Origin of the sequence: Vulcanococcus limneticus LL (assembly GCF_002252705.1) — a bacterium.
GTDB lineage: Bacteria > Cyanobacteriota > Cyanobacteriia > PCC-6307 > Cyanobiaceae > Vulcanococcus > Vulcanococcus limneticus.
In genome coordinates this window covers 1-18195 of the sequence record NZ_NQLA01000055.1, presented here as the reverse complement: position 1 = coordinate 18195, position 18195 = coordinate 1, and the positions used below count along the sequence as shown (strand labels likewise).

General features: G+C 64.3%; 16 protein-coding genes and 1 pseudogene. 7 read left to right on the top strand and 10 right to left on the bottom strand.

Going from position 1 to position 18195, the window contains the following annotated elements; translation table 11 throughout:
- Positions 1-301: 301 nt before the first annotated feature.
- Together CJZ98_RS15155 and CJZ98_RS15150 are read right to left on the bottom strand one after the other, a co-directional pair.
- Positions 302-943, bottom strand: coding sequence for a GNAT family N-acetyltransferase (locus tag CJZ98_RS15155; RefSeq protein WP_157911026.1), 642 nt, complete (start codon positions 941-943; stop codon positions 302-304).
- Between the two features lie 138 nt (positions 944-1081).
- Complete coding sequence (locus CJZ98_RS15150; protein WP_198537862.1) at positions 1082-1942, bottom strand: hypothetical protein; 861 nt, start codon at positions 1940-1942, stop codon at positions 1082-1084.
- Between the two features lie 954 nt (positions 1943-2896).
- Here CJZ98_RS15150 and CJZ98_RS19575 point away from each other — a divergent pair.
- Positions 2897-3280, top strand: coding sequence for an HNH endonuclease (locus CJZ98_RS19575; RefSeq protein WP_094591959.1), 384 nt, complete (start codon positions 2897-2899; stop codon positions 3278-3280).
- Positions 3223-3842 (top strand): annotated as a pseudogene (locus CJZ98_RS15135) (aminotransferase class III-fold pyridoxal phosphate-dependent enzyme); the annotation flags it as partial. The gene CJZ98_RS19575 and the pseudogene CJZ98_RS15135, both read left to right, overlap by 58 nt.
- A gap of 40 nt (positions 3843-3882) precedes the next feature.
- Here CJZ98_RS15135 and CJZ98_RS15130 read toward each other — a convergent pair.
- A complete protein-coding gene (locus CJZ98_RS15130; RefSeq protein ID WP_157911024.1) occupies positions 3883-4512 on the bottom strand; it encodes a hypothetical protein in 630 nt (209 codons plus the stop codon).
- 110 nt (positions 4513-4622) lie between these two features.
- On the opposite strand from CJZ98_RS15130, the gene CJZ98_RS15125 reads away from it, so the two are divergent.
- Entirely contained in the window at positions 4623-5585 is a 963-nt protein-coding gene (locus tag CJZ98_RS15125) for a HEAT repeat domain-containing protein (RefSeq protein ID WP_094591957.1), read from the top strand.
- A 405-nt stretch (positions 5586-5990) separates the two neighbouring features.
- Complete coding sequence (locus CJZ98_RS15120; protein WP_094591956.1) at positions 5991-6803, top strand: PH domain-containing protein; 813 nt, start codon at positions 5991-5993, stop codon at positions 6801-6803.
- A 39-nt stretch (positions 6804-6842) separates the two neighbouring features.
- On the opposite strand, the gene CJZ98_RS15115 is transcribed toward CJZ98_RS15120, so the two are convergent.
- The gene (locus tag CJZ98_RS15115) at positions 6843-7604 is read right to left on the bottom strand and encodes a hypothetical protein (protein WP_094591955.1); all 762 of its coding nucleotides are present in this window, start codon (positions 7602-7604) and stop codon (positions 6843-6845) included.
- Complete coding sequence (locus tag CJZ98_RS15110; protein WP_094591954.1) at positions 7604-9286, bottom strand: VWA domain-containing protein; 1683 nt, start codon at positions 9284-9286, stop codon at positions 7604-7606. The genes CJZ98_RS15115 and CJZ98_RS15110 overlap by 1 nt, the downstream gene beginning before the upstream one ends.
- 79 nt (positions 9287-9365) lie before the next feature.
- Here CJZ98_RS15110 and CJZ98_RS15105 point away from each other — a divergent pair, with 79 nt between their 5' ends.
- The gene (locus tag CJZ98_RS15105) at positions 9366-10379 is read left to right on the top strand and encodes a substrate-binding domain-containing protein (protein ID WP_157911023.1); all 1014 of its coding nucleotides are present in this window, start codon (positions 9366-9368) and stop codon (positions 10377-10379) included.
- Between the two features lie 186 nt (positions 10380-10565).
- Here the strand turns inward: CJZ98_RS15105 and CJZ98_RS15100 are convergent, their stop codons facing one another.
- On the bottom strand, positions 10566-11399 hold the full coding sequence (locus CJZ98_RS15100) for a type I restriction enzyme HsdR N-terminal domain-containing protein (protein WP_094591953.1): 834 nt from the start codon (positions 11397-11399) through the stop codon (positions 10566-10568).
- A 1182-nt stretch (positions 11400-12581) separates the two neighbouring features.
- Between CJZ98_RS15100 and CJZ98_RS18475 the strand changes: the two genes are divergently transcribed.
- The gene (locus tag CJZ98_RS18475; RefSeq protein ID WP_198537859.1) at positions 12582-13421 is read left to right on the top strand and encodes a hypothetical protein; all 840 of its coding nucleotides are present in this window, start codon (positions 12582-12584) and stop codon (positions 13419-13421) included.
- 257 nt (positions 13422-13678) lie between these two features.
- Here the strand turns inward: CJZ98_RS18475 and CJZ98_RS15095 are convergent, their stop codons facing one another.
- The 4 genes from CJZ98_RS15095 to CJZ98_RS15080 are packed head-to-tail and all read right to left on the bottom strand — an operon-like array spanning position 13679 to position 17017.
- Positions 13679-14650, bottom strand: a complete 972-nt coding sequence (locus CJZ98_RS15095) for an integron integrase (protein WP_157911021.1) — start codon at positions 14648-14650, stop codon at positions 13679-13681.
- Between the two features lie 45 nt (positions 14651-14695).
- Entirely contained in the window at positions 14696-15697 is a 1002-nt protein-coding gene (locus tag CJZ98_RS15090; RefSeq protein ID WP_232756515.1) for an RluA family pseudouridine synthase, read from the bottom strand.
- Positions 15698-15721: 24 nt separating this feature from the next.
- The gene (locus CJZ98_RS15085) at positions 15722-16468 is read right to left on the bottom strand and encodes a response regulator transcription factor (protein ID WP_094591951.1); all 747 of its coding nucleotides are present in this window, start codon (positions 16466-16468) and stop codon (positions 15722-15724) included.
- 33 nt (positions 16469-16501) lie between these two features.
- On the bottom strand, positions 16502-17017 hold the full coding sequence (locus tag CJZ98_RS15080; RefSeq protein WP_094591950.1) for a hypothetical protein: 516 nt from the start codon (positions 17015-17017) through the stop codon (positions 16502-16504).
- Positions 17018-17215: 198 nt separating this feature from the next.
- On the opposite strand from CJZ98_RS15080, the gene CJZ98_RS15075 reads away from it, so the two are divergent.
- Positions 17216-18195 (top strand): cysteine desulfurase family protein (locus tag CJZ98_RS15075; RefSeq protein WP_232756516.1); only part of this gene is annotated, 980 nt, incomplete at its 3' end.

The following is an 18195-nucleotide window of genomic DNA, read 5'->3' as shown; positions in this document are numbered from 1 at the left end:
CGGCATGCAAGCCGTAACTCACGACATCACGGCGCTACTGGCGATGGCGATGAGAAAGCCAGAACCAAGCTCGAGTTAAGACTTTGAATCAGCCCTGGGTCTAACCCGATAATCACAACCCTCTTTCTTTCGGTGCTTTTGGAGGCACACTGCGCTGCCTGATATTCTGGGTTCACAGCTCAGATAGCTGACTGAAGAGAATTGTAGACTGTGCTCGGCATCGTCGAACGCTCAGCATCAGTGGCTGCGCGCAGCACCATCCGCTGCATGCTGTTGTTCGGCGGCCGTGAATGGGAGCTTGTCATGGAGTGATCTCCCGGTTCATGAGCATCGGCCCGCCCTGGTCCGTGATCGAAACGAAATGGGCCTGGCCCTCGAAGAGATGATCGCAGTAAGACCGCCGTACCCGCTCGAAGAACCCCAGCTTTCGGAATACGTGCTGCGAGGTCTTGTTCGTCGCTTCGGTCACTGCCATTCGGTAGCCCTTGCGTCCACCGCACGCCAGGGATTCGGCCACGAGCTGTTGAGCGATGCCATGGCCCGCAAACCCCTGCGCCACGCCCAAGAGGAAGAGATGCAGCGATTCTCCAAGGCGTCTCGGTCGAGCGGCGAAATACTCGGTGTCGAGCTGTCCCAGGATGTCAAAGATGGGATTGAACTTCGAGCTCAATTGATCGAAGCCGTCGGGCGGGGCGCTTGCCGAATCTTCGGCAAGCAGCGCACCAATCATCTCTCCCGTCGCCGCCGATCGCGCGACCACGGTTAGCCCCTCGGCGTCTGCCTTCGGACCGTAGAGTCGGACGAAAGTTTGAAACTCTGAGGCGGTGAGCCCGACCGCCACAGCCGGTGGATCTCGATGCGCGAACACCTCACCAAGTAGTCGCGACAGCTCTTCTGCATCAGCCCTCGTGAAGAGATGGTAGGTGACCGGCGTATTCGTCATCGTGTGATTGACCTAAGTCGCTTCTTGTCCGCCTAACGCTGCCATCACCTGACCGCTGGCAGCGAAAGCAAAATACAATGAATGCATGGATGCGACTCAGCTAGAGACAATGTTGCGCATGCTCGGGATAGACCCAGACTAGAGTAAATCAAAGATTCTTTCAATGGTGTCAATGGAGGCAGGATGTCCGAACTTTGTGTACAGAGCATATCTTGGACCCACATAAATACTGTCAAGGTCAGGCGGAACGTCTTTGAAATAGTTAGCGTATGCAGAATCCACAAAGAAGGCGTTAGATCCTGTATGGCTATTGCAGCAGACCAGTTGATAGTCAAACTTATGAAATTCTTTTACGAAGCTTGTAAGCGATGCGCCAAAATAGTCGTCACCTTGCCACACGTGCTTGGGGTCATAGGCAATCTCAAACTCGACGGGAGGCGGGAATTTTGCATTATACTCCACTATAAGCAGCTTGGGACGGTGACCGACTTTCAATAGTGAACGCATGAAGTGTATATCATTTCCGTCTAAATCCAGGGAAATCACATCAATTGTCTTTCGTTCAAGTCTTTGAAGACATTGGCTCGAAATATCATGAATGTTATCCAGCGTAATCCATTCTTTTGCATACTGAAAATTGCTTCCTCGCCCATCGTTAATATCAGGCCGGAGAGTCTCGCCACCTACCCAAAAACCTCGCCACCCCAGAGCAGCCAGTATCAAGGTATTATTTTCTGTACCATCACCAACTCCATACTCTGCATAGGTACCGTTATCAAGGCAACCAATTCTGCGAAGAATCTCGATGGTTATTCCATCTTCGTCAGTTTGTGAAAAACACTTTTTGCCGAACGCATTTAATGGATTGGAATGGGCCAATTGAGCCTTTCGAGTCTCGTCATACAACCGAAGATCCCTAGTGTCGCTAAGCTCACGCAAAAGACTCTCAATATTGAGAAGTCTTTGACGCAGTGTTGGGATGGGATTGGGGATGTTCACGCACTTAAGACCAGAATGAATGAATGAATGAATGAATGCAGTTACAACTTATACGCACATGCCGAGGGTGGCAATCGCAAATATACGTCATTTGCGCAAATTTGGCTCAGCTCAGTATTCAGAAATCACGGATCATGGTATTGAGGTGATGTATTCATCGGCATAACATTGCCCTTAAGTGGCAGGTATGGAGCTTGGGGTGGCGGAGCGGTAACTGCCAGGAAAGACGACGCCCCTGCCTCGGATCAGGCGGCCATCTCACCAACGTAGTCGGATGGATGGTGTTTTCCGGAGATGGTGGATCGATTCAGACCACCTCCGGCTGAGGCCAACAGCGGGTGGTTCGACTCCAGCGGCGGGGGTGACTCTGACAGGCCTGCTCTTAGACGTGGGTACGGCGCCTGGCCCGGATCGAAGGGCAGACGACGGCGTCACGTATCTCCCGGTGGAGATCCTCCAGCGTGTCGGCCTCGGTGTGGATGGTGGCAGCGGCGGCACTGGCCCGAAAGGAGCCATCCTCCGCTTGCTCGACCAAGAAAAGGATTTCCTGCATGGCGCTCTCCAATGGACCCAGTTTGACAGTGGTGGGCGGGATGCTTGCTGTCCCTGTCTGGGCAAAGAGACTGGGGCGGCACAGCCACACCCTGATCCGGGTTACTGCAGCCGACAAGCGCCCACGCCAGAAGGAATCCCAGCGCAGGACTTAGCCCGCCGGATCCTGGGAGAGGACGTGACCCAGATCACTACACCACCGGGATGCGTCAAGCGGATGGTGGGCAAGGTTCACCGTCAACGGCATCACCCGCTACGACCAGGGCGCCTACGGTCTGGTGGGCGGCGTAGCCGAAGGCTTCTGCGCAGCAGTAGAGCTGAGCGACGCCGTTACCTGGCCGAAGGCCAGCGTGGCGGAGCCACTACGCGAAGAGCTGCCGCAGCTGTGCCACCAGCGACTCGATGCCTTCCGAATGCACCGCGGCGAGGAGATGGGTTGTTTGCTCACGCAGAAGCCTGCGGCTTCGCGCACCGCAGCCGCCACCTACGCCGGCCGATCAGCGGCTCGGGGAAGGTCCGGGTGCTGAACCATGCCCGCGGTCGGACATTCGCGGCGTCCGCGGGCACCATCGGGCCCTGGAGATGGACCCCATCGTGACGAGGAACCAGGGCGGCTCGGATTACCTCAGCAACCTGCAGGCCCTCTGCTTCCGCTGCAACACCGGCAGGCACGATGCTGTGTGCCAACGCAAGAGGGCACAACCGACTTCCGCGGATTGCAGGCCAAAGATGGGATCCGCGAGCTCACCAAGGACAACGGCGCTCTCCTGGTGTTTGACGAGGTGATGACCGGCTTCCGCATCAGCCACCGCGGCGCCCAGGCCAAGTTCGGCATCACCCCCGATCTCACCACGATGGGCAAGGTGATCGGCGGCGGTCTGCCGGTGGGCGCCTACGGCGGCCGGGCCGACATCATGGCGATGGTGGCCCCCGCCGGGCCGATGTAGCAGGCAGGAACCCTCCGCGGCAACCCACTGGCGATGACCGCCGGCATCAAGACGCTGCAGCTGCTCAAGCAGCCCGGCACCTACGAGCGCCTGGACAGCATCACCAAGCGCCTGAGCAACGGCACCAGGAGGCCGCCCGCAGCGTCGGCCTGCCGATCACCGGCGGCTCGATCAGCGCCATGTTCGGCTTCTTCCTCTGCGAGGGGCCGGTGCGCAACTTCGAGGAGGCCAAGGCGGCCGACACGGTGCGTTTCGGCCAATTGCACCGGGCCATGCTTGAGCGCGGTGTCGACCTGGCCCCCAGCGCCTACGAGGCGGGCTTCACCTCCCTGGCCCACTCCGACGAGGACATCGACACCACGATCGCGGCCTTCCGCGACTGCTTCGCGGCGATCGCCTGAGCAGGAGGCTGACAGAGCCTGACGGCCACAGCCTGCCTACTCAGTAGTTGCTGCTGACGCGGATCGTGAGGGTGCGCTCCGCCGGATCAAGCACGGCGAGCATGAAGTCGTTCACGTCGTTCCGCAGGGGGCTGATGATCCGCTTGGGTGCTCCCATGATGTTGTCGCCGGCGGTTCGGATCTGATAGAGCCCGGCCCGTGGCAGCGGCGGCAGCGAGGCCTGGAAGCGCTCCAGCATCTGCCCGGCGCTGGGGTTGTGGGTGCTACCTGCCGGCTCCAGCGGGTTGCCCGTGTGCTGCGCCGCGTGGGTCCGCGATGCGATCGCCGTGCGAATGCCCGCCAGGTGCCGGAGTTCGGCAACAGGGATCGGCAGCGGCCGCCAGCGGCCTGAACGCAGGGCGCTGCTCCTGAAGGTTGCGGCATCGACCGGGCTCAGCCGAAACACCATCGTGATCTTGAGCCCCTCACGGCCAAACCAGCCCGGCTCCGCCGGCGAGGCGGCGTAGCGCACCACGCTGGCGCCCCAGGGCAGGGCGAACTCCCGCCGCAGGGCCAGCTCGTCGGACTGGCGGGTGCTACAGCCCGCCAGGGTGGCGCAGCCCACCGCCAGCAGCAGTGCCGGCGCCAGCAACGGCAACGGGCAAGTCCGGGCTGCGGGGGTGCGAGGCATCGGCAGGCTCGGCAGCATGGGCATTGTGGTGCTCCACAGGACGCCCAGCACCGGAGGTCACCATGGGCAGCGCAGGGATCGGTTTACGGCCATGGCTGGCCGTTCCGGCCTTGCTGATCGCTCTGGTGGGGTGTCAGGGCACGCCCGAACGTCTCTCGGTGCAGGGGCTGGTGCGGCAGCTCGAGGGAGGGCCGTTCCAGTTCCGCGCTGAGGGCGACCGCTGCAGTCTGCGCCGGCCCGCAGCGTTTCCCGCCAGCCTGTTCACCTGGCTCCTGGAAGGCGATGACGACCTCATCAGCCGTGCGGATGCGGCTCGGTGTCTCGGCCAGCTGGGTCCGGCCGCCCGCTCCGCCGTGCCGGCTCTGCTGCAGGCCCTCAACTCCGGGCCCGAGGATCGCGACACCGGCCATGGCTACACGGGGGTCGGCGTCATCTCCGTCAGGAGCGCGGTGATCGAGGCCCTCGGGCGCATCGGCGACGGGCGAGCTCTGGGGCCCCTCGCCAGGGTTCTGGCCACCCAGCCGGCCTATGCCCGGGTCACCCTGGAGGCCATGCAGGCGCTGGGTCCGTTGGCCAGCGGCCAGGCCGGGCTGATCACCGCCGTGCTGGACGCGCGGATCGCCGACCGGCCCGGGCGCGCCCCGGCCTGCCAACAGGCCGTGCTGGCCCTGGACCAGGACCTGGCGAGACGGGCGGTGGTGGAACGTCTGGAGCGGCAACACCCCAACCGCACTCGGCACGTGTTTCAGGAAGCGGAGGTGGCAGCCGCCTTGCGCACCCTCGACCGCCGCTCGCCTGACTACCGCAAAAACCGTGAGGGAGTGTGCCGCGATCAGGTGGCGGAAGCCGCCCTGGGGGCCCTGGCGGCGATCCGCTGCGCAACCTGTCTGCCCCCGATCGTTTCGGCCCTGCGGGAGCCCTGGCTGGCGACTGCCGCCGCCTGGGAACTGGGGCGGATACGGCCACTCCCGCCCGCGGCCGTGCCTGCCCTGCGGGCCGTGATCACCTCACCCAGCCATGGTGCCCAGGCCCGGGAGAGCGCCAGGACGGCCCTGCTGGATTCGGATCAATGAGACCGGAGCGGTTGAACCCGCCACTCATGGACCGATCGGTCGGTACCCCAGGCGATTCAGCGCCCCTTGAAGCGTCCGGGGTTTGAACGTCCAGAAGATCAGCACAGCGGGTTGGCTCGGATCGCTGTGCAGAAGCACCAGGCCTCCCCAGAGACCTCCGGCTCTTGGTCGCAACTCCAGCTGACGCAGATCCCCGGCGGCGACCGTGAAGGTTCTCCGCACCACACCCAGCACGTTCAGCTGGATCGTGATCTGCTCGGGAGTGACGCGGAGCTGAGCAAACGGCCAGGAGGCATTCCAGCGCCCCCCATGGCTCCGGCCCCAGCGCAGACCGCCGGTCTCCCCGTGGCACCCTCTCATCGTGGCCACCGCGTCGCTACAAAAGGCAATGCATAGGATGCATTCATGGCGCACGCCTGGAGCTCGCGGGCAGCGGCCCGCCGCCGGTACCGCACCAAAGGCACTCCGCAGCCAGCGCTGCTGGCCTACCCGCTCTGGACCGTGGGGCTCGGCCTGGGGTGCATCGTGCTGTTCTCCGCCTGTGCCTGGTTCGCCTGGCAGGCGCCGGCGGCACGCGGTGGTCCGAAGGCGGCCCTTGTCTTCCTGGTCTTCGTGCTGCTGGGCGTGGCGCTGGTGGTCTCCTGTCTGGCGGAGAGCTTCGTGGTCGACGCGGCGGGCATCGAGCGTCTGCGCTTCGGCCGCTGCCGGGCCATGCCCTGGAGCGACATCGCCCGCGTGTCGTTCCCATGGGGCGGGCCGGGAATCCGGCTGGAGTCGCGCCGCAGCATCCGGTTCGAGGTGGCCGAGATGGTGGATGGGTTCGGGGTGCTCTGCGACGCCCTGCTGCTGCACGTCGTCGAGGGAGTCCGGGTGGTGCCCGAGGCCTCGATGCTGGTGCTGCGCGGGTCGTCGCTGGAGGGGGAAGCGCTTCAGCGGGCCTATGCCCGCTGGTTCGAGGCCGAGGAGGTCGAGCCCCCCGCGGCCATGGGCCCCACCGCGTGCGTGCTGTCCTTGGGCCGGGCCTTCGGCGCGCGCATGCTCTGGCACCACGGCTCCTTCCTGCCGTTCGAAGCGCGCTGGACACTCTCCGGCCAGCCGCGCATCACCCATGGCGAGCCCCGGGGTGACGACCCCGGCTATGCCTGTTTTCGGCTGGAGGAGCGCAAGGTCGTGATCGTCACCGACAGCGACACCCTGCGCGAAAGCCTGGATGCGTGAACGGCGCAGCCGCTCGGTCGGCTCGCACGGCAGCGGATATCAGCGCGAGCGATCCTCTCCTGCATCGAGCAGCCGGTCGATCTGATCGAGGGCCTCATCGAGCGGGGCAATCGCCTCCGCCACCGCGGCATCGCTGGCCTCGCTGCTGGGCCACTGCGCATCCACCTGCTGCTGCAGATGCCGCAGCCCGCCATCGATCCGTTCCAGCCGGGTGGAGAGCGCCAGCAGCCGGGCCTCGCGCGTATCCATGCCGAAACGGGCCGCATCCAGGTTGCGGGTCAGCTGGTCCACGAGCTGGTGCCGCTCGCGTCGCAGCGTTGGCGAGGTCTCCCGGCGCAGCTCCTCCCGTGCGCGGCTGAGGCGTGCCTCAAGATCCTCCGCTGAGAGCAGGATGCCCCCGCCGGATTCCAACAGCGGCCGGCGCTGAAGGATGCGCTCCGGCAGCAGCCGCAGGCGCTCACAGCACAGCTGCACCATGCCGAGAGCGTCCAGATGGTCTGGAGCCTGGAAGCGGGCCATCGCTTCGCCGCTCACCAGATCGCTCTGGAGCGCCAGCTGGTTGGCACGCTGCAGTGCCGCCTCGATGCTCTCGCGCACGCGTCGGTCACGCAGCCGTTCCCCACGACGGGCGTGCTGAGCGCGAAGCATCGCCAGACCAGCCGCAGCGATCGCGCCAGCCAGCAGGGCCAGCGGCAGACCGAGCGGAGTGAGCCGCACCAGCAGCACCAGCAGCAGACCGGCCACCGTTACGGCCAGGGGATCATCGAGCGGATTGGTCCAGGCGGATGGCAGGCGCGACATCAGAAGGACTGCTGCAGTTGTTCCATGCGCTTGAGGATGCTGTCGGGCGTGCCCTCCACGAAGACGCCGCCATTGCTCTCGGCGATCCTGCGCAGGGCAGCCGCGTCGTAGTTGCCGCTGCTGCCGTAGCCGATCGTGAACACGCCGATGCGATCGTCACTGGCGAAACCGCTGCGGCGCAGTTCGGCTTCGAGGGTCTCCAGCGACAGCCTGGAGCCGGCGTCGTTGCCGTCGGTGAGTACCACCACGGCCAGGATCTCGCCGGGCTTGCGGGTGCGGCGCAGCCAGTTGCGCCCCGCTTCCACGGCGTCGTAAAGCCGGGTGCCACCGTCTGCCTTCAGGCCGCTCACGAAGGTCATCACCTTCGCCGCATCGGCAGGACCACCGCTTAGCTCCACCGGCTCGCGCACGGTGCTGTCGAAATCGATCAGCCCGAGAACATCGCGCGGGCCTGTCTGAGCCAGATAGGCCTGCAGGCTGCGCTGGGCGGAGGGCAGTTTGTCCCCCTGCATCGAGCCTGAGCTGTCCACCACCAGGGCTACGCGCGAAGGCTTCTTCACCTGGTTGCGCCAGGTGGTGATGATCGCCTCCACCACCTCGGGGCTGGGAGCCCGCAGGGAGTCGTACACGGCCCGGGGATCAGCGCCATAGGCGGCGGTGATCCGGCGCATCGGCACCGCAGGATTGGCGGGTCGCAGGCCCTGATCGGCGGCGATGCGCTGGATCGCCGGCTGCTGCAGCCGCTCGATCAACAGTGCGGCGGCCTGCCGCTCCTGAGCCGATACCCAGGGCGCCGTCGGCAGGATGGCCCGCATGGTGCTCGTGTAGGTGGCGCGGGGATAGACGGCCACCAGAGCCTCCTGCCCCGGTTCGCGCCGGCCGTTAGCTGCCACCACCGACGATTCGTAGACCGAGGCCACCGAGGCCCAGAACACGCCGTTGCGCTGCATCGTGCGCGCCAGCTCATCGGTGGAGCTGCCGTAGCGGGTCACATGCTTCTGGATAGCGGCCACAGCTGCCGCATGGGCCTTCACATCGGCAAGGGTGAGCTGCTCGGGCCGTTTGCCGGACACCTCAGCAACCATGGCCACCAGCGTCTGCAGCCCTGAATTGGAGCGGGTGGGTGCGGTTTGCACGAAGCGGATCGGCTGCGGCGGCCCGGTGGGATCGAGCTGCTGATGGGTGTCGGCACGGGCTAGGGCCAGGAAAGGCTGGGGTCTCTGCAGCCCCTTCACCAGGGCCGGCGTGGTCATCAGCACCATCGGGCTGGTGGCCAGAGCAGGAGCATCGGCGCTGGGGGGAATCAGGGAACGCCCGGGGGCAATGGCCTGCAGGCGATGGCGCAGCAGCTCCTGGTAGATCTCGCCATCGACAGACACCAGGGTGGGGATCGCGGGATCATCCGCACGGCCACCCCCCTGCAGCACGGCACGGGCGTGGCCCTCCATCTCGCTGACGACATCCCCGCTGCCGCTGGCGCGGCAGCGCAACAGCACGCGGGTGCCATCGGGGAGGCGCGGCGGATCGCGCTCGATGGTGGCGGCCGCTTCCTTGCAGAACCCGCCCAAGGCACTGCCCACCAGCATCGTGATCTCGAGGCTCGCTGCAGACAGCTGGCCGCAGCTGGCCAGCAGCGGCAGTAGTGCAAGTGGCGCCAGCGCGCCGGCGATCAGCCGTGCCATGGGAAAGGCCTCGCGTCACTCCTATTGTGCGTTGGCCGGCTGCCTGCCGTCGCCGGTCCTCTCCGCCTGGCCCCCTGCGGTGTCCGTGATCACCCGCCGCCGAGCCCTCTCCCTCGGCATCGCCGCAGCGGCCCTTGTGCTCGCGTCAGCGCCATTGCCAGGTCTGCGCCGGCCCCTTCTGGTGGCGGTGGGTTCAGAACTGGAGCAGCCGCTACAGCAACTCGAGCCGCTGTTCGAGCGCCGTCATCCCGGCATCGACCTGCGCTGGCAGGTGCAGGGCGCCCAGGACATGGTGAATCAGAACCAGGAGGGCAAACCCGATCGAGCCCGGGTGCTGATCCCCTCCAACCGGGAGCAGCTAAGGGCATTCCAGGCGGCTCTGGCGGCGCAAGGGGAGCCGGCTCCCTTCAGCCGGGAGCCCCAACCGATCGCCCGCACCCTGCTGGTGGCGGTGGTGTGGCCCGATCGCGGCGCGCGGCTGTTCCCGGATGGCCGCTTCTCCTGGGCGCGCCTGAAACAGGCCGCCGCAGCTGGCCAATGGTCAGCCCTGGGGGGGCCTGAGGCCTGGGGCAGCTTCGACCTACGCACCACCGATCCGCTGCGTTCCAATTCGGGCCAGCTGACGCTGGCGCTCTGGAGCCGCGATCTGCCGGGGGCCGCGTCGGTGGCGGTGCTGAAACGGGCCGTCTACCGGCCTGCCCGCTCCACCGACATCCTGCTGCGGGAGTTCATCAGCAGCGGCCGCAACGATGGCGACATCGCCATGGTCTACGAAGCCGCGGCGCTGATGCGTATCGCCGAGGCGCAGCAGCGCTGGCCGGGGGGCTACCGCCTGATGGTGCCCGACCCCACGATCGAGATGGTGCTGGCAGCGGCGGTGCTGCGGGGTGAGGCCATGGGGCGCCAGGCCGATGGCGAGCGTTTCGTGGACTTCCTGGCTGGCGCGGAGGCTCAGGCGGTGCTGAGGACCCTCGGCTTCCGTGGCCTGGATGGGCGGGGCGGCGGCCCGGCGGCGAACCGGGTACGGCGCCTGCCCCCTCCCGACCGGACCCAGCTGGATGAACTGCTGCGCCTCTGGCAACAGGCAGGTTGAAGCCAGCCTGGGATTGAACCCTCGCTCTTGCCTGAACGACTGAAACGCGTTGATCGGGGGATTGCCGGGAGCACTGAGCAAGTGCCCGCCGAACGCTCAAGATCAGCGGCGGGTAGAGCATCTATGCTTCTAGTAGGAATCTTAAACCCGACCGCTGAATCTTGTTGTTATGCAGTCATGAAGGAATCATGTCGCCTCTTCAGTAGCCGAAAGTTTGTTTAAATAGTGACGCGACAGAGACTCCTTTGATACAAGCGAATACAGGTCTAGAAAGCGCCGTTTCAGATCTTGACATGTACTTTCAAAGAGTGGGTCAATGTTATCAAATTTCCCGCGGCCGACGCGATATACATGGATCACTTGGCCATCGGTTACCATAAAGAAATCACATTGGGTCCAGAAGCAATAGCTTTTAGCTTGATGATGCGCTTGCTGTAGCTGCTTGGATCTTGAAAGATAGCTATCACGCTTTGCCTCAATCGTCATAAGAGGTTGTGCGCTTAATGCATCGAGCGCAGAGTTAAAAACGGCATGATCAATTACTAGTGTCGTATCGCGTGAACCAAGAGCAGCTCGAACAGGCATGCCATCAAATCTATCGCAATCATTGTATCCGAGCCTTGTAAGTAGCGGGACTGCAAACTTGATTTCGACTTCTCTTTCTGATCTGAGTTCCAGGCTTGTAACTTTGTCAAACCAACCATCTGCATTCCAGTCTTTCGATGGAGATGACATGAGGGGGGTAGGACTTTCGAAATTTTCTTTAATTGTAGACAGATAGATCCAGTCTTCTGTGCTGATTTCCCAAGTGTCGCCATACCTCACCAAAGGAGGATTGATTGCAAGACCTGCTTCGTTTAGAGCATTGGTAATTTCTGCAGTATTGCTGTCTGATCGCTTTTCGTATCCAAACTTAGCAAGAAGCGTGCGAAGCTTAAGACGCTTTGATTCGGATGCCGCACCTTTCACGTTGATAGCAATCTCATTCGCAATCTGAGTGAACTGATCAGGAGATTTCATGTGCAAAGCAATTGCTGATTGGCATGACAATAAGATCTCTAGTGTGGCCTAAAAACATTCTATGCGTTCTTGATTAGTTCTTACAGTAAGAGGGCAGAGTTGATCCGCCCTTCTGAAGAATTGCTATACAACGCTGCTGTCGCTCCAGGACTTGTTGAAGCTGCTTTTCATAGGAATCAAGACACCATTGAATCATATCAGCGCTTGAGTAAGAATAGCACTTTGCGGTTTCATTATTTCCGTAGATGTTCTTTACCTGGGCAAAGCTTTCCATGCCGCCCAGCTGTAAAGACAACGAGCAAACAAAAAAGCAGAGGTTTCGCCAGACTGGTATGCCATTGCTTGCGCTGGATGATGGCTTGCATTTTCTCTTAGACAAAATCCTGGACATCGGTTTGTTTACAAGGTGGCTGTAAGAAGGCTTAGCACATGTCCCCTAATGGTGCAAGTCTTTTTTTGCGAGCTCGTGCTGTAGCTCATGTCTGCATAACGCGTGCCATCACCTGGCCGGAGATAGACCGAGGGGTGTAAAAGATTCATTCGGAGCCGGCACAGGTGGATGGCATTGTTAGACTTTCTTGCTTTATATCTGCGGGACTCGTGCCATCTGGGATAGTGCTGACTATAGTTGAACTTGATGGAGTTGACAACAGCATTCAAGGTGCCGTCAAGGATCGTGTACTTGCTTCATGGCCACCCCGCCTGATCCGAAACAACTTGATCATATCGAAAAGTCTCTCACCCTGTTTGTGTTTCTCTAGCAGGTTGAACACAGTCCACACCACCGTGATCGCTAAGCAAAACTGGCTCCAAAAAACTTTCCAAGGACAAACAGCCAAGAGTCAGAACCGGCCGAAGCCAGCCGAAGGTCATCAGGCTATTGACGCATCAGTAGAATCAAGGTAATCCTAGAACATGTGGGAGGCAACAATGATTTGCATCGAATGCGGGGAAGAACTCCCCAGCCATGCAACAGAATGCCCACGATGCAGGCGATATAGCGGAAGTCTTTCTCGAACGTTGCTGGGCATTCCGCCACCACCTCCCCCACCCCTTGATCCTCGATTATTCGCCTCAGGCAAAGACACCAGCCCTACACAATCCAACGAACCGCAGCCAAGGCTGAGCGCAGGACAGGTACAGTTTCTAAAAAAGTTTCTCGATACCCCTCTATCCAGAGAGATGGTCGATTACTATGATGGTCTTCAGTACTATCGTCATTTAGTTGGTGGGAATGTCGTGACATTCGTTGGCCAACTTATGAGTGAAGGCTTGATCGAGCCTCATGACACTGATAGAGCTGCCTGGATTTGCTCCGATAAGGGGAAAAGGATTGCACAGAGTGCAATCATAGATACTCGGACAGATTCTGGCAACATCATCGATTACGTACAATCACTGCAGGCCAGCGAAACCCTCAAGGTTGCGACAGAACTCAACCGAGATGGGAACGTACCAGCAGCCGTTCTAGTCTTAAAAGAGGCATACAAGAAAATCGAGAGCTCTTCTGTGAGCTATGGCATTGATACATATCTAAGGCTGCCCTCCTATCTACAGAAACTTGGCAGATATGACGAAGCTTGGGGCTTCCTCAATCAATTACTCGCGAGGGGCTACCCCAACCAAATTCAGAATGAGGCCCTTATTCTTCTCGCACGATCAAAGATCTACAAGGCGATGTGTCGGCTACTCCAGCATGAGGGCAAGGGGAGAAAGGCGATTATCTTTGGGGCGGCTTCGATTGTTGCCGAGGCACAGTATTACTATCTCCAATCAGAAGAAAAGGACTGGCCCAAGGACTTCAGAAAAGAGCGAGAGGCAGCATTCCGAAGCCTCTCTGAAGCCACTAGCATCCACAAAGAAATGAAGAAAATAACAAAGAAGGAGATAACTGAAACGCAGTTAGAAGCTACAGTAAACTATCTCAGCAGCACTCTTTCTCGACCCAAAGCCGTTAAATATGACCGGTTAATCGTAGAGGTAGATTCTTTGATCTGCGTCGAAAAGAATCCTCGGCATTAGGGCTTTTTCTCTCTAAAAGAAGCCTGTCCCCGCTTGGCATGGTTCTAGACGGTTTATGGCGGTATCTGCTGCTGATAAGTCTAACTTGTCATTGGCTGGTTCCGTGAACCACCAGTCACAAGGCCGATCCCTTCCGATAACCACGGCAAGAAACCAGCAGCGGTGAAACGAGAAGTCCTGTGCCGCCTAGGTTTTCGGCCCCAGTCCCAGGAGCCGCGGCAGTGGTTCACGGGTCCGATATGCGCCTGTTCGCCAGGCTACACAAGATCGGCAGGACTGCGTACCCCCAGTGGACCTCGGTTGAGGACGTGGGTATAGATCATGGTGGTGCTCACGTCCTGATGGCCCAGCAGTTCCTGGATCGTGCGGATGTCCTGGCCGCGTTCCAGGAGATGGGTGGCAAAGGAATGGCGAAAGGTGTGGCAGCTGGCCGCTTTCGTCACGCCGGCCTCAGTCACGGCGCGCTTCACGGCCTTCTGCACCACACTCGGATCGAGGTGGTGGCGGCCCTGGGTGCCGGATTCCCTGTCAACCCAGCGATTCTGCTGGGGAAACACCCACTGCCAGGCCCATTCCCTCTCGGCATTCGGGTACTTCCTGGCCAGGGCGTAGGGCATCAGAACCCGGCCCCAGCCTGCTGCGAGATCGGCCCGGTGCACGTCGCGCACCTCAAGCAGATGCTGCTGAAGTCCAGGCACCAGGCTCTGGGGCAGCAGCGTCAGGCGGTCCTTGCCACCCTTTCCGTCGCGAACGGTGAGTTCCTGCCGCTGGAAATCCAGGTCCTTGACCCGCAATCGCAGGGCCTCCATCAACCGCAGCCCGCTGCCGTACAGCAGCCCCACCACCAGGGCCGCGTCGCCCTCCAGCCGGTCACGCACCGCGCGCACCTCCGCCTCGCTCAGCACCACCGGCAGGCGCCGCCTGGTCCGCGCCCGCACCACCCCCTCCAGCTCCAGATCCCGCTCCAGCAATTCGCGGTAGAGAAACAGCAGCGCCGCCAGGGCCTGGTTCTGGGTGGAGGCACTCACCTGCAGGTCCACCGCCAGATGACTCAGAAAGGCGTTCACCTCAGCACTGCCCATCTCCCTGGGATGACGCCGTCCGTGAAAGCGCAGGAACCGCCTGAGCCACTGCTCGTAGGTCTTCACCGTGCGGCGGGCGTAGTGCCGCACCTGCAACTCCTCCCGGTAGCGCTGGATCAGGCCGGGGGGTTTCGGATCGCTGGGCACGGATGAAGCTCCTCCGTTCCTGCCCAGGGTTCCCGGCTCCAGCCCTCAGAGCCCCAGCGCCTCCGGCACCTCCAGCTCCAGCCGGCCACCGCCGGGATGCTCCAGCTCCAGGCGCCAGGCCTGCAGCCGGTAGCCGCCGTCGCCGGGCAGGGCCGCCGCCCGGGCCAGGCCCCCGGGCCCATAGAGCGGATCCCCCAGGAGAGGAGCTCCCACCGCCGCGCAGTGGATGCGGATCTGGTGCGGGCGGCCGCTGGCGATCGCCACCTGCACCAGATCCGCCCTGACGCCGCGTTCCAGCAGGGTGAGGCTGCTGCGGGCAGGGCGATCGCCGGGCTCGGAGCCATCGGCGGCACACCAGATCTGGCCCAGCTGCGGGTGGGCACGGCGACCGATCGGCGTGTCAAGCGGCAGGGATTCGCCCGCCGCCAGAGCCAGAACCCCGGGCACCACCAGGGCGCGGTAGATCTTGCGGCAGCGTTGCGCCTCGGCCGGGCCAGCGCCATCGGGGTCTGCCGCCGTGCTCTCCCGCAGCCGGGCGCTGAGCCAGGCCCGCGTCGCCGGCCGGCGGGCGCACACCAGCAGGCCGCTGGTGAAGCGGCCCAGACGGTGCACGGGGCGGGGGATGCCGGCGGGATCGTCGCCGTGGCGCCGCTCCAGCAGCCGCAGCAGCGTGTGCTCCAGGTAGCCACCGGCGGGCAGCACCGGCAGGCCACTCGGCTTGTCGATCACGTGCAGGTCGCCGTCATCGAACAGGAGCGGCCAGGACGCCGGTACGGCCGCCTCCCGCCAGGGGGGCCGATGCCAGGCCAGCTCCTCGCCGGCTGCGAGGGCCCCATCGGCCAGGAGCTCCTGGCCGTTCCGACGGATCTCGCCGGCGGCCAGCCGCTCGCGCCACACCGACGCATCCGAATGGCGATAGCGCGCCGCGTAGAAGGCGCTCACCAGCAGCGGGCCATCCCCTGGGGCGGCGGCCAGATCGGCGGGCCGCACCCGGTCGCGGTAGATCCAGCCCTGGTTCAGTGCAGCCGGCAGCCAGTGCGGCGGCAACGGCCCAGGCTCAGGCAACGAGGCTCACTCCACCAGGCCGTGTTCGAGGGCGTAGCGCACCAGTTCGGTGCGGCTGGCGGTGCCGGTCTTGGTGAACAGCCGGCTCACGTACTTCTCCACGTTGCGGATCGACGTTTCCAGCCGCCGGGCGATCTCCTTGTTCATCAGTCCCTCCGCCACCAGCTGCAGCACCGAGGCCTCGCGGGGGGTGAAGTCGTGCCGCACGGGGCCGGCGGCCTTCCTGGTGCCGCCGCCCTGGAGCAGCGAGCGGATCTCGGTGATCTGCTTGGCCATCTGGCCGATGTCGGCATCGGCGTAGCGGGCGGCCTCCGCCAGCAGCCGCTCCTGGCGGCGCACCACATTGCGCACCCGCGCCACCAGCTCATCCGGATCGAACGGTTTGGGGATGTAGTCGTCCACGCCGGCATGGAAGCCCTCGATCCGGTCGGCCGTCATGCCCTTGGCGGTGAGAAAGATCACCGGCGTGCCCCCCAGGCGCTCGTCGGCCCGCAGGCGCTTGAGCAGCCCGTAGCCATCGAGGCGCGGCATCATCACGTCGCTGAGCACCACATCGGGCAGCAGCTCCTGGGCCTTGCTCCAGCCGTCCTCGCCGTCCACGGCCGTGGTCACATCGAAGCCTTCGTCCTCCAGGTAGGCCTGCACGGCGGTGCGCAGGCCCGGCTCGTCGTCCACCAGCAGCAGCCGCGGCGGGGCCGGCGGCGGCGCCTCCGGGGCCTCGGCTGCGGGCTGGAGATCGGGATCGAGGCTCATGGGCCCGCGGGCGGCAGGGGCGATGGCCGCAATCTATCGAGCGTTTCCGGACAGCACCTCCTGCCGCTCCTGCCGCTGGCCCGAAAAGCCCAGCTGACGGGCCACGGCCCCCAGGCCGGCGGGATCCTTGCCGGCGTGCTCGGGGAAGCAGGCGGCCCACCAGATCTGGTGGTCGAGCCGGTTGGCGGGGGTGATGATCCCGCCGGGATTGAGCTCCCGCAGGATGAACTGGCGGCCGTTGCTGGTGATCCGCATCGGCGCCGACGGGCTGCAGCGCAGGGTCTCGGTGCGCACCCGCAGGTCGTTGGGCTTCTCCAGCCACACCTTGATCTGGCGCACCGCCGGGTCCGCAGGGTCGCGGCTCACCGAAAACACCCCGGTCACCTCCGGGCCCGCCATCGTGGGGCGTTCCTCGAGCACCACCAACCCCTTCGGGCGGGCCGCGGTGGGCGTCACCATGTCGCCGTCGGCGGCGCGGGCCGCTCGGCCGGCCAGGGGCAGGGCAGCCGCCAGGGCAACGGCAAGCGCGAGGGGAAGCGAGCGGGCCATGGCGGGCTGGCAAGGGCGACGCCGGGGCCGGCGCCCTTGCCAGCATGGGGCCCCAGGCCGCCGCCGCCAAGACCACTGACCCCGCCCGACCCCAGCGACCCCGACCCGGCTCCCCCCCCAGCCGAGGCCAGCCCCGCCCGGCCCCCCTACCTCGACCACCAGGCCACCACCCCCTGCGACCCGGCGGTGCTGGCGGCGATGGCGCCCTGGTGGAACGACCAGTTCGCCAACCCCGCCAGCCGGCTGCACCGGCCCGGCCTGCTGGCGGCCGCGGCGGTGGAGCAGGCCCGCGGCCGTCTCGCGGCGGGGCTGGGCCTGGCCCTGGGGGATGGCCCGGCGGGCATGGACAGCCAGCACTGGGCCGTGGTGTTCACCAGCGGCGCCACCGAGGCCAACAACCTGGCCCTCAAGGGCCTGGCCGAAGCCGAGCTGACCGCCGGCGGGCAGCGGCGGCACCTGCTCACCCTGGCCACCGAGCACCGGGCCGTGCTCGATCCGCTGCGCTACCTGGCCTGCCACGGCTTCCGGCTCACCGAGCTGGCCGTGGGCGCCGACGGCCTGGTGGATCCGGCGGCGCTGGAGGCGGCCCTGCAACCCGACACGCTGCTGGTGAGCGTGATGGCCGCCAACAACGAGATCGGCGTGCTCCAGCCCCTGGCCGCCATCGGCGCCCTCTGCCGCGCCCGCGGCATCCGCTTCCACTGCGACGCCGCCCAGGCCGTGGGCCACATCCCCCTGCAACCCGCCGCCCTCGGCATCGACCTGCTCAGCCTCAGCGGCCACAAGCTCTACGGGCCCAAGGGCATCGGTGCCCTGGTGATCGCCCCGGGGGTGCGGCTGGCGCCCCAGCAGCACGGCGGCGGCCAGGAGGGCGGCCTGCGGGCCGGCCCCCTGCCGGTGCCGCTGATCGTGGGGCTGGCGGAGGCCCTGGCCCTGGCCCTGGCGGATCGGGAGCCGCGGGCCGCCCGGCTGGGCGCCCTGCGGGATCGGCTCTGGGCGGAGCTGCAGGCGCTGGGGGGCATCCAGCTCAACGGCGCCCTGGCGCCCCGCCTGGCCCACAACCTCAACGTCACCGTGGCGGGCGTGGACGGCACCGCCCTGCACCGCGCCCTGCGCCGCCAGCTGGCGGTGAGCAGCGGCTCGGCCTGCAGCGCCGGCAGCCCCTCCCACGTGCTGGC